The sequence below is a fragment of the Streptomyces sp. NPDC005752 genome (assembly GCF_040630715.1).
In the GTDB taxonomy this organism is placed as follows: domain Bacteria; phylum Actinomycetota; class Actinomycetes; order Streptomycetales; family Streptomycetaceae; genus Streptomyces.
On the sequence record NZ_JBEXYB010000033.1, the window covers coordinates 79,255 to 90,292 of the forward strand.

Sequence of the window (11,038 nt, forward strand, 5' to 3'; positions counted from 1 at the left end):
TCCACGCGGTCGCCGATCCTGGTTCCCCACAGCCGGCGCCCATCCTGATCCGGCCGGAACCCGACGACGGCGGGTGCGACGGCACCCACGAGGTGAAGCAGGGCACCGTCCCCGACGGCTGGCGTCCCTGACACGAGCACCGCAGGGCTTCCCGGCGCCCGGGTTCGCTGTACGTCCCCGAGCAGCCGGGAGGCCCTGACCACGAACGCGCCCGATCGCTCAGGCGGCGTAACGGGAGTGTTCGACGTGCCACACGTAGGAGGCGGCGATGCCTTCCATCGCCCGAGCGTGACGGGCGAGCTCTCCGACAGGCCCGGCGGTGAGACCGGTGATGAGACCGCGCAGGACGACGGCCTCCTCCTCACACATCCGGGCAGCTTGCCGGAAAGCCCTCTCGATGTCGCAGCCGTACTGGCGCATCAGTACCGTCGGCAGGCTGAGCGGGTCCGGCCCCTCGCGGGTCGCCTCCTTCGCGTACGAAGCGAGATCGTTGATCCATCCGGCGAGGTCGGCCACGGCCGACTCCAGCTCCCGGACCGCCGTCGAGGAGCGCTGCTGCGCGGTGAGCTCGTATCCGAGCGCCACCTCCGCGGCTGCCATGACGGTGCGCACGAAGACCGTGTGGGGGCGCATGGCCCGGTATTCGCGGATCGTGATGCGGTCGGGGGTGTGCAGGTGGTGCGCCTCCCAGAGGATTCCGAAGAGGTTGTCGCGCAGATGGGCGGTGATCCTCAGGTACTGCGTGGGCGTGGCCCGTTGCTCGAAGCGGACCAGGAGATCGCGCAGGGCGGCCCCGAAGACGCTCAGCTCGCCGGCGGAACGCTCGTCGTGGTGACCTGCGAGAAGCCCGATGAACTCGGCGTTCCTGCGGGCCAGTCCGGGGAGGTCGTCGGCTCCCGCTGTCTCGCCGCAGGTGTCGTCGAACGCGGTCAGCCACAGGAACAGGTCGGCACAGAGGAAGAGGCTGTCGATGTCGGCGGTCGGGAGCGTCCGGGCGATGCCCCGGCTCGTGATGTTGCACAGCGCCTTTCGCGCGCCCGGTGAGCCGACCAGGGGATGGGTGTCGAGCCACTCGCCGGTATGACGCTCGATGGCGTCCGCGTGAGGGCTGACGGAGAAGGGGCCGGGGAAGGAGTCGCGGAGGTCCGGCATCGGCAGGACGGCGGGGAGGGAAGGGGGTGCCCCTGGAGGGGAGTCGCTCATCCCGCGACCCCCACGACCGCACGCTGCCTGGCCTCGACCATCATGTTGAGGGAGGACGGGTGCACGGTGATCTCGGGTACCGGGCGGACCGGCTTTCCGGGAGCCGGGCGCAGTCGCCACCGGGACGCGACGAGTGCCGTGATGACGACGGCCTCGGTGATGGAGAACTGGTCGCCGATGCACATTCTCTTGCCGACCCCGAACGGGATGAAGGCCCCTCGCGGCGGCTGGGGCCGTTCCGGGGACCAGCGGTCAGGATCGAAGCGCAGCGGATCGGGAAACAGCTCCGCGTCCCTGTGCATGGCGTAGGGGCTCCACATGACGTCCATGCCCGCCGGCAGGCTGAATTCGCCGAGTTGCACGGGGGAGATGGTCTGCCGGGTGAGGATCCAGGCGGGATTGTGCAGACGCAGGGTCTCGTCGACGAGCCTGCGGGTGAAGAGCAGCTGAGGGATGTGTTCGAGGGTGATCGGTCCGCCCGCGAGCACGGAGTCGACCTCCTCGTGCAGTCTGCGCTCCAGTTCCGGGTTGCGGCCGATCTCGTGGAAGAGCCAGGCCAGCGTGACCGCGGTGGTCTCGGATCCTGCTGCGAGCAGCGCTGTGATCTCCGCCATGACCTCCTCGTCGCTCAGTTGGCCGCCGGTCTCGTTCGGGGTGGTCATGAGCAGGGACACCAGGTCGTCGTACGCGTCGGGGTCCGCCCGGTGGTCGGCGATGATGGCTGTGATGGTCTCGCGCAGCACGGCGTTGGCCGCCCGTGCCCTGCGGTTGCCGCGCGTCGGTAGCCGTTCCAGGGTCGAGATGGGCAGCATGGCGTGCGTCAGAGCGGCCTTGAAGACGGTGTCGACGCTGTTGAGGATCGTCTGCGCGGGGCCTGGTTCCGGGGTGGAGGAGAACAGGGCCGCCATGACGACGCCTTGTGCCATCAGCTGCATCTCGTTGGACACGTCGACGGTCCGGCCGTGGTCCCAGGCCGAGATGGACGGTTCCACGGTGGCCTGCATCATCTCGATGTAGCCCTTGACCTGTTCGCGGTGGAGGGCGGGGGACATCATGCGGCGTCGGTTCAGATGCTGTCTCCCCTCCGCGACAGGCAGCGGGTCTCCCCCGAAGAGCTTGAGTTTCTCGAAGAGCAGGCCCTTGTTGAAGTGCTGTGAATGGCGGGTGAGTACGTCCTGGAGCAACTCGTGCGAGTTGACCACGACTATCGGTTTGGGGCCGACGCGTATGCGCACGACGGGCCCGTAGGAGCGGAGCTTCTGGACGTAGTCCAGCCGGTTCCTGATGAGAGGCAGTGCGTGTCCTGCGAGTGGCAGTCGACCCGGCGCGGTCGGCGGCAGGTGGTTCTCGGTGCTCAAGTGCCTGTCCTTGTTTTCTCTGGGCGTTTCGCGGTGTTCGTCCGTACAGGGGCAGATCGGCTCAGAGGTGACGGACCCGCAGCATCTCCCGCGCGCCGAGGATCTCGGCTTCGATCATCGCGTCGGGCGCGTAGAGGGTCTTGTCGTGCCACAGGGCGGGGTGCTCGGTGCCGGCCTCCCGCACGGCCTCCAGATACGCCTCGGCACGGCCGAGCGCGCGGACCTGACGTGGCGTGGGTGCGGGAGGGGCTGCGGCGAGCAGGATCTTGACGGCGTACGCCGTCTCCTCGGCCGTGCCGCCCCAAACGCCCCACGAGCCGTCGTCCCGCTGGGTGTCCGCCGTCCAGGCGGCGGCTCCTGCGACCGCGGCCGAGGCTCGATGTCCTCCGTACTGTGCCAGCGCCCTGACGCACCGCTCGGTGGCGTAGTAGGGAGAGGCGTGCCATTTGTCGGGCCAGTGCCCTTCCGTGCTCTGCTGGCCGATCAGCCAGTCGCACAGCTTGTCCGCCCGCGGATCGTCGATGCCGTCCTCGGAGGGGAGGCGCCGCGAACAGCTGACCAGCGCCTGGAGCGCGTGGGCGTTCGCTGTGACCGACCCGGTGTCCTCACCGACGTAGCAGTCGAAGTGGCTGCCGTTGTGGAACGCGTCGAGCGGCCCGGCCCCGTACGGCCGGCCGACGAGTGAGGCCACCAGCACGGCCATCGCCGTGTCGTCGGCGTCCGTCATGAGGCCGGGTGCGCCGCGTACCCCTTCAGGGTCGTAGATCTCGTCGACCCACCCGCGAATGGTGGGCAGGGTGGCGGCGGGCAGCCCCGCCCGGGCGAGCGCGGCGGCCACCCAGAGTCGCTCGAAGACACGGATGGGGGCTGCTTCCGGGAAGAGACCGTCGTACCGGCGGGCCACGGGCTCGAGGTTCGCGACAGCCTGTTTCACGGCGGCGGGTGTATGTGACGCGGCCCAGGCGGCGGTCGCGGCCGGAGAGCTTCCGAGGAGACCGTCGACCTGGGGTATGAGAGTCCGAGGTATGTGCCCGGCTATGCCTTCGAAGGTGTGGTGAAGTTTGACGGGAAGGGTGCCCCGGGCCTCGTACCGTGCGGCCACGTGTGCGGGGGCCCCTTCGTGGTATCCGCCCGGTATCGCCAAGCGGTCCGCCAAGGCTCCGTCGGCCAGGCCGGGGACCTCGTCGGTGGCGAGGGCCAGGTGTTCGTTGACTTTGGAGACCAGTGCGGGAACGAGGAGCTCGGCTGCGGCCGTGTCGGGCCACGGGCCGTTCGGCGGGAGGGCTCGCAGCGCCGTCAGACCGCGTGTCGCCGCGCTTGCCAGCCGGGCCCTGACATCTCCGGAGACGGCGCCCCGCCGGAGTACGGCCAGCGCGGCCTCCACCCCACTGAGTGTCGGCAGCAGACGATAGGGCTCCGGGCCGTCACCCCAGCTGCCGTCGGGTGCTTGTGCGTCGATGAGGTAGCCGATCCGGCGCGCCTCACCGGGCAGCCAGGGTGCCGCTGAGATGACACGGGCCGTCTCGTACAGGGAGGGGCGCACACTGCCCCACCTGTCCTGGTCGACCCTGGCCACCAGATCAATGGCCTGTTCGGGAAAGGTCGTACCGTCGGGCGCGTTGCTCATGGGGGTGGTTTCCTCCTCGCGATCGGGATGAACGTGTACCGGGCGGTGCTGCCCTCATGTCCGGCGCGCGGTCGCGGCGTCCGCGAGCCTGCGCAGGGCGGCCGTCGTGACGCCGGGGAACGGGGCCTCGTCCAGGGCTGCGAGCGCCGTGGCCCGTCGCTCGGCGATCATTTCCTCCACGCGCGCCCGGGCGCCCGTGGAGTCGAGGATCGTACGTATCACCTGCGCCTGGTCCTCGTTCAGGTCGCTCCGGCCGACAAGGCTGTTCAGGGTGCGCGACTCGGAGGGAGACGCTCGTCGGACCGCGAGCGCCATCAGTACCGTGCCTTTGCCCGCGCGTAGATCGTCGAGTACTGATTTGCCTGTGTCGGCGGAATCACCGAAGACCCCGAGCAGGTCGTCACGCAGCTGGAACGCCTCTCCCAGCGGTATTCCGAAGGCCGTGCACGCCTCCAGTACCGGTGGGGCGGCGCCGGCCAGAGCCGCTCCGATGTGCAGTGGGCGCTCTATGGTGTATTTCGCCGTCTTGTACCGGATGATGCGCAATGGCGTCTCGACGTCGTCGGACAGGCGCCCGGTCGTCTGAAGATCCAGGAGCTGGCCGTACATGACCTCGCTCCGCATTTTCGCCAGGAGCGGCCTGACCTGGGCGAGCCGGTCAGGGGCGGCCCCTGCGGTCTCCAGCAGCTCGTCGGACCAGACGAGCGCCAGGTCTCCGAGAAGTACGGCTGCGCCGAGACCGTGAGCCTCTGCCCTGTCGTGGCGCCCACCGCCGTCGGTGTAGGTCATGGCGAGAGCGCGGTGGGCGGACGGCTGCCCGCGACGGATGTCGCTGTCGTCCATCACGTCGTCGTGTATCAGGGCGAACAACTGGAAGAGTTCGAGGCTGGCGGCAGCACGAACAGCGGCCGCCGGGTCTCCGGTCGCCCCTGCCGCCTGCCATCCGTAAAGGCACAGCCGGGAACGCAGGCGCTTACCTCCGGCCAGAAGCCTGCGGAGGGTGGACGTCAGGTGCAACAGCTCGCTACCCGGGGCCGCTCGGTCCTTGGAGTCCAGGAAACCCGTGAGCGCGGAACCCACCCCGTGATGCAGGGAGGAGACGTCAGGAGGAGCGGGGAGTATCTCAGTCATCGGTCGATCCCTTAATCGAGAACCGTCATGTCATTTCGTTCGCACAGAGGACGGACCAGGGCCAAGGTCTCCTGGACGACGTGGTGGGGCCGGCCGTTCGCACGGGCGGCCCCACCACGTCGCAGTGGCCGCGTGAGCTAGGCCGAGGGCCTCGACGGCACCCTGGGGTCCATGTCCGCCGAGGCCGGTCCCTGTTCCTTCCTGGGCTCGGCGGGGCTCCGGGACCAAGGCGTTGCGCCCTTGGCGTCCGGGGTCAACGGCGTGAACCGCGCGGGCAGCGCGGTGAGCGTCCGGTGAACGGCCCCGGCCCGGTAGACGAGTTGTCCGGCAGGCACGGCCAGTTCGATGTCCGGCAGATAGCTGACGAGGCGTTCGATCGCGGTGGTGGCGATGAGCAGTGCCACGTCACTGGCTGGACAGGCATGAGGACCGGCCGCGAAGGCGAGGTGCGCCTTGCTGCCCGAGCGGTAGCCGTCGGACGGGGTGCCCGAGTGGGGGCAGGTGTTCGCGGCGGCGTACGAGACCATGACGGGTGATCCTGCGGATATGGCGGTCCCGTGGAAGTTGATGTCCTCCTTGGGCGTGTGGAAGCTGTAGTTGGCCAAGGGGGATTCGTTCCACAGCGCGTCGTTGATGGCGTGCTGAATGGGCAGACTGCCTGTGGTCAGGGTGCCGAAGTAGCGCTCGTCACTCAGCATGCGGACGAAGGTGTTCGCGATGAGATTGGCCAGTGGCTCGTTACCCGCGCCGAGCGTGATCAGAATCTGGTTGGTGGCCTCTTCCTGGTTCAGGCCGTTGGGATGATCGATGAACCAGGACGTCAGATCCTGCCCGCGCTGAGCGGCCTTGGTGGCGTAGAGCGTCTGGAGATAGGCGCCGAACGCCTGTCCGCCGGCTGCCTGCCTTTCCGGATCGCTGTCCACCATCGCCGCGAGGGCCCACACAAGCCGAGGGCCGTGCTCGTCGGGCATGCCGAACAAGGCGTTGAAGATCATCAGGGGCAGTTGGTGCGCGTACTGACGGACGAGGTCGACATTCCCTGTGTCGGCGAAATCCTGGAGCAGAGTGTCCGCGTACCGGCACGTCAGGGCGCGTACCTCGTGGGGGTCCAGGAGGCCGAAGCTGTCAGTGATCACGCGCCGAAGGTGTGCGTGCTGCTCGCCGTCGGCGAAGAAGAGGCTCGGCCGCCATTCCACCAGGGGCCTGATCGGACTGTCCTCCGGCACCTGGTGAAGCCAACTACGGGTGTCCTTGGACCAGGTGTCCGTGTCCCGCAGGAGTTCGATCGCGGCCTGGTAGTCGGTGACCAGATGGACAACGACGCCAGGGGCGACCTCGGCGACACCGACGGGCCCTTGCATGCGCAGCAGTTCATAACTGCGCTTGGGGTTTGCAGCGTGCTCGGCCCCGTGGAGGGGCACGGGAGCATCGGTGGGGGTGATGGTCACGAGGTTTCGGCTCCGGCTACTGCAGAGGAGATGGAGTGGGCGGTGAGGGCGATGAGGGCTTCGAGGCTGCTGTTCATGTCACGCGCGTCGCAGGTGACCAGAGGGGTGGCCGGGTCGAGATCGAGCTTCGAACGGAGCAGCTCTGTCGGGTAGTCGGGTGAGTCCGGGAAAGCATTGACGGCGACGGCGTACGGCAAACCGCGCTCCTCGATGAGGTCCATCACCTCGAAGGACTCGTCCAGACGCCGGGTGTCGGCCAGGACGAGAGCGCCGAGAGCTCCGAAGGCGATGCCCTCCCACAGGGGAAGGAAGCGGCGCTGCCCCGGAGTTCCGTAGAGGTACAGAACGATTTTGTTGCCCGGCAGGGTCCGGCGGCCGAAGTCGATGGCCACCGTGGTGGTGGTCTTGTGGCGAAGACCGACGAGGCTCAGGTCGTCGGTGGTGGCCGCGGCGTCGGTCATGACCTCGTCGGTGTGCAGCGTCGGTATCTCCGACAGTGTCTGTATCGACGTCGTCTTGCCCACACCGATGGGACCGGCGACGAGGATCTTGATGCGTTTGTGCGTCCCCTCCGGCAGGTAGACCGGGCGCGCGCTAGGCGACGAGGAGTTGGCGGAGTCCACTCAGAACCTCTTCCATAACTGCTTTCGACGGACGGTCGGCGCGCAACGCGGTGAGAGCGTCCGGGACCGGGTCGCTCGCCTCTAAGTGCCCGTCGTTGACGAGCTGCCCCGCGATCATGAGGCTCGCGCCGACCGGGAGCTTGAGGTAACCGGCTACCTCGATGACGCTGAGGGAGCCGTCAACGACAAGTTCGACCATGCGCAGCTGTATCGGTGTGTGATACGTGGGGAGAGGAAGGCCGGTGGCACGGAGGGCTGTCAGCCTGTCCAGGCTGCCGGAGGCCGACGCCTCGGAACCTCCCGTTCCCAGATAGGGCGGAAGCAGCCTCCGCTCCCGACTCATGACAGGCCGTCCTGGGCGCGGGCGGGGACGGACATGCTCTGCTGGCCGAGCTTCATGGCTTGGCGGGCCATGGCACCCGCCACCACCCCCATGGGCATGTCGTCGGTGCCCGCAGCGGCGATCAGGGTGTTGTCCCCGGCAGGCATCACCATGTAGATGCCGTGCTCGTTCTGCGTGGTCGCGGTGACCAGGGGGGTGTTCTCCGGCTGCCCCAGGGCCGTATTGGTGGCAGCCCGGGCGGCGGCGTAGAAGGCGGACGTCATCGCGCCTATGCCCTCCGCGTCGTCCCGCTTCAGATGCTCCGAGGTGGCCTGAACCATGCCGTCCCGGGTCATCGTCAGGGCATGCAGGACGCCCTTGATCTCGGTGATCGGCTTCAGGTACCAGGCGGCCTGATCGGGCTGGCTGTAGTTGTTCAGGGTCACGGTGTTTCCTCCGAATCGGTGGTTGCTCGGCCGCTGGCCAGCCCCTCCTGGAAGTCGTTCCAGGTGTCTTGGGCGCGGCGAGGATCCTGGGGCTGGTATCGGGGCGCGGGATCCTCCACGGCCGAGACCGCGAGGGAGCGCCGGTTGCGCTGCGGCAGTTCGGGCGCGGCTCCGGCGTCCGCGGCAGCAGCGGGGCTGCGGCGCGGCTCGGCTGCGGCGGCGGACTGCGCGGGGAGGGGGCGCTTGCGGACCTGGGGAGCGGAGGCGGGCAACGGGGCCATCGCGGACGGGGGCTTCGCCTCCTCGTTCATCGAGGTCAGCAGGTTGGGCGGAATCGACAGCACAGCACGCACCCCTCCGTAGGCGGATTGGTGGTTGATGGAGACGGCGAAGCCGTAGTCGGCCACGAGTTGGCCGACGGCGGCGAAGCCCTGCGACGGCGGGTCACCGAGGTCGGTGAGCATCACTTCCTGCTGGTCGCCCGAGAGCAGGCGTGTCCCGCGGACGGTCGCCTCCGCGGTCATGCCCGTGCCCGAGTCGTCGAACGTGATGCACACGTTGCCGTTGCCGGTCTGGAGCACGCTGACCTCGACCATCAGGTCGTCGCGTGAATGCTCGAGTGCGTTGGCCATCAGCTCGGCGCAGGCCATCGCGATGGGCTCCGCGGCACGTCCCACGACGCCGATGTCGGAGGACCGGAGTCGCGAGATGATCTGGATGCGTTCGAAGCCGCGCAGCCGTGAGGAGGCACCGCCGATGATCTCGGTGATGTAGGTGTCCTTGCGGACGTGTCCCGGCCAGGCCCCGTACGCGACGGCCGACTTCTGCAGGAGCCGCAGCAGCTGCTCGTTGAGGTGGTCCGCCTGGAGCAGCCTGCTGGTCAGGCTCTGCGGGGCACTGAACTCGTGCTGCAGCTCGTCGATCTCCGTCTGCAGACGGTAGGAGAGCGCCTGCGCGTCCTGGTTCGTACCGCGCAGGGCGGCCCGGGCGGCAGCGTCCACCCGGCGTCGTTCCTTGAGCAGGTTGACGGATACGTGCTCAAGCACGGAGTCGAGGAGAAGCGCATCGTCGGAACCGGCAAGCCTCTCGTGCAGCAGGCCGGGAACGGGATGGTGCGAACTGATCAGGTTCAGTGCCAGTGCGGGCAGCCGCGTGGAGACGAGATGACGCACCTCGTCACGGAAATCCTCCGCATAGGCTTCGACTTCGCCGGTGTAGGTCTCAGCGGATCTCCTTTCCTTTGCCGCTGCCAGAGCGCGCGCTTCGGCATCTCGCATGCGGGATTCAAAGCTGTCGCGGGCTGATTGGAATTCCCTGCTGCGCCGAATGTGTTTCTTGCGCGAGCGTGCCAACAGCGCGACTGCGACGGTCAGAAGGACCGTCGCGGCGCCGAGTGCTATGGCGATTTCTGATAGCAAGGTCACGGGAGAAGGGTCCTAGGGTTGGGTTGGAGCTTCTGGAAACTTGCCCTTGGGCCAAGTCGGTTTGTAGAGACGCCAGTTGCCGTTTCCGGATGCGCCCGGAGGGCCTGCGGGCGGGTGATCGACCGCGTCGTACGGCAGGTATGAATGATCCGTGAAGATTTCAACGGGCGGGGCCCACCTGCCGCTCCATGGCCGTTGAGGTGGCACGGAGCGCATGCAGACAGGCCCAGTGCGACGCCGCGATGCTTGGCGGACGCCTCCCGGCGCGCTGCCTGACGCCACCTCAGAACCGCCGCGACGGGCCGCCTTTGAGGCGGCCGCAGGGCCGGTCCGGCCGTCGGCGGCAGGGGATCTGGATCCATCAGGGCTCCGTTGAGGGGCGGGGTCACAGACGATATCGGGGGCTCTCCGCCGTCAATCGCCGTGATGCTGCGGCGACCTGGCAGGTCAAATCCTCTTCATTGTAGGTGGGTTGCAACGTTGGCGCAGCACGGGCGAAAGCAGCAACCGGAGTCCAATTGGGACGAAGGGGGACCGTCCGTGCAGCGGTTCCGGCCAGGAAAAGGGCACCTTCCCCGCACGCTACAAGCGTTGAACCGGACCGCCGCAGTTCGTCATCGCGCGCTTCGCGCCGTGCGCGGCCAAGTGACCCTGCGCACGGAATCGTCGGGCGCCCACCGATCGGGACATCCTGCTCGTGGCGATCGGCCGCCCTGCCCCAGTTGCCCTTGCGGAAGGCCGGCTTCGGCAGACTCGTCGGGCTCGTCCGGTTCATGGCCGCCCGGCTGATCGACGAGGCTCCCCACCACTGGACGAGCAGACCGTGGTCCGGCGGCAGGGAGAGGCACCCCCGACGTCGCCTCGCCGGCCCGCCCTTCGGCGATCTCCACGCAGATTCGTGACCGTCGGCGAGGTGGGGGAGGACGTCTGCGCCTGTTGCCGCGGAACCGTGGAGTCGGGTGCCGGTGCCGGTGACCATCCCGTGGGGGTGCAAGCCGCAGGGGGCTGACCTGCGCTTGTGACGCCGCTGAAACACGCAGGTAATCATCCTTGGAACACGGGAGTGACGCGTCTCGACTTTGATCGCATGCGTGTCCTGATGAGGGACGTGTGCCCGCCCGATCAGGAGGGGCACCAACGCTCGCTGAGAGGAATCACAGAATGCAGCAGTCCGAGATGCAGATCACCAACCTGGAAGCGCTCTTCGGGGACATGGAGGAGCAGCTGACGGTCATCAGCGAGCCCGCCGGCACCGGCGGTTTCGAGGGCCCGGCCATGACCACGCTCCCCTGCGCCACCACCGCCACCCGCATCTCCGTGGCGACCAAGTGCTGACGAAGCGTCACTAGCACTGAGCCGCGGTCGGTCCCGGGCCCGGGACGGCGGCGCGACCCAGGGCGAGCAGTGCTCCGCACACCCCCGCGGCCCCAACCGGCGAGACCTACCGACCCACGAG

The 11,038-nt window shown here is 68.2% G+C and carries 10 protein-coding genes; 1 reads left to right on the forward strand and 9 read right to left on the reverse strand.

Features of this window, described 5'->3' with window-relative positions; all coding sequences use genetic code 11:
* Window positions 1-219: 219 nt before the first annotated feature.
* From ABZ441_RS25605 to ABZ441_RS25645, 9 genes are all read right to left on the reverse strand, one after another.
* Window positions 220-1,203: a terpene synthase family protein gene (locus ABZ441_RS25605; RefSeq protein WP_358978287.1), complete on the reverse strand. Its 984-nt coding sequence runs from the start codon at window positions 1,201-1,203 to the stop codon at window positions 220-222.
* On the reverse strand, window positions 1,200-2,561 hold the full coding sequence (locus ABZ441_RS25610) for a cytochrome P450 (protein ID WP_358978289.1): 1,362 nt from the start codon (window positions 2,559-2,561) through the stop codon (window positions 1,200-1,202). The genes ABZ441_RS25605 and ABZ441_RS25610 overlap by 4 nt, the downstream gene beginning before the upstream one ends.
* 61 nt (window positions 2,562-2,622) lie before the next feature.
* The gene (locus ABZ441_RS25615) at window positions 2,623-4,188 is read right to left on the reverse strand and encodes a prenyltransferase/squalene oxidase repeat-containing protein (protein WP_358978291.1); all 1,566 of its coding nucleotides are present in this window, start codon (window positions 4,186-4,188) and stop codon (window positions 2,623-2,625) included.
* Between the two features lie 54 nt (window positions 4,189-4,242).
* On the reverse strand, window positions 4,243-5,319 hold the full coding sequence (locus ABZ441_RS25620) for a polyprenyl synthetase family protein (RefSeq protein ID WP_358978293.1): 1,077 nt from the start codon (window positions 5,317-5,319) through the stop codon (window positions 4,243-4,245).
* Window positions 5,320-5,456: 137 nt separating this feature from the next.
* Complete coding sequence (locus ABZ441_RS25625; RefSeq protein ID WP_358978295.1) at window positions 5,457-6,767, reverse strand: cytochrome P450; 1,311 nt, start codon at window positions 6,765-6,767, stop codon at window positions 5,457-5,459.
* Entirely contained in the window at window positions 6,764-7,321 is a 558-nt protein-coding gene (locus ABZ441_RS25630; protein ID WP_358978307.1) for an ATP/GTP-binding protein, read from the reverse strand. Before ABZ441_RS25630 ends, ABZ441_RS25625 begins: the two co-directional genes overlap by 4 nt.
* Window positions 7,322-7,361: 40 nt before the next feature.
* Window positions 7,362-7,733 (reverse strand): DUF742 domain-containing protein, encoded by a 372-nt coding sequence (locus tag ABZ441_RS25635; RefSeq protein ID WP_358978297.1) that lies wholly within the window; start codon window positions 7,731-7,733, stop codon window positions 7,362-7,364.
* Window positions 7,730-8,158 (reverse strand): roadblock/LC7 domain-containing protein, encoded by a 429-nt coding sequence (locus tag ABZ441_RS25640; RefSeq protein WP_205023601.1) that lies wholly within the window; start codon window positions 8,156-8,158, stop codon window positions 7,730-7,732. The genes ABZ441_RS25635 and ABZ441_RS25640 overlap by 4 nt, the downstream gene beginning before the upstream one ends.
* Window positions 8,155-9,330, reverse strand: coding sequence for an ATP-binding protein (locus tag ABZ441_RS25645; protein ID WP_358978299.1), 1,176 nt, complete (start codon window positions 9,328-9,330; stop codon window positions 8,155-8,157). Before ABZ441_RS25645 ends, ABZ441_RS25640 begins: the two co-directional genes overlap by 4 nt.
* Window positions 9,331-10,743: 1,413 nt before the next feature.
* Between ABZ441_RS25645 and ABZ441_RS25650 the strand changes: the two genes are divergently transcribed.
* On the forward strand, window positions 10,744-10,917 hold the full coding sequence (locus ABZ441_RS25650; protein ID WP_358978301.1) for a hypothetical protein: 174 nt from the start codon (window positions 10,744-10,746) through the stop codon (window positions 10,915-10,917).
* The last annotated feature ends 121 nt before the right edge of the window (window positions 10,918-11,038 follow it).

Excerpts from the sequence above, each read along its gene's own strand:
- ABZ441_RS25615 (WP_358978291.1), bottom strand. The coding sequence starts at position 4,188 with ATGAGCAACGCGCCCGACGGTACGACCTTTCCCGAACAGGCCATTGAT.
- ABZ441_RS25605 (WP_358978287.1), bottom strand. The coding sequence starts at position 1,203 with ATGAGCGACTCCCCTCCAGGGGCACCCCCTTCCCTCCCCGCCGTCCTG.
- ABZ441_RS25620 (WP_358978293.1), bottom strand. The coding sequence starts at position 5,319 with ATGACTGAGATACTCCCCGCTCCTCCTGACGTCTCCTCCCTGCATCAC.
- ABZ441_RS25650 (WP_358978301.1), top strand. The coding sequence starts at position 10,744 with ATGCAGCAGTCCGAGATGCAGATCACCAACCTGGAAGCGCTCTTCGGG.
- ABZ441_RS25635 (WP_358978297.1), bottom strand. The coding sequence starts at position 7,733 with ATGAGTCGGGAGCGGAGGCTGCTTCCGCCCTATCTGGGAACGGGAGGT.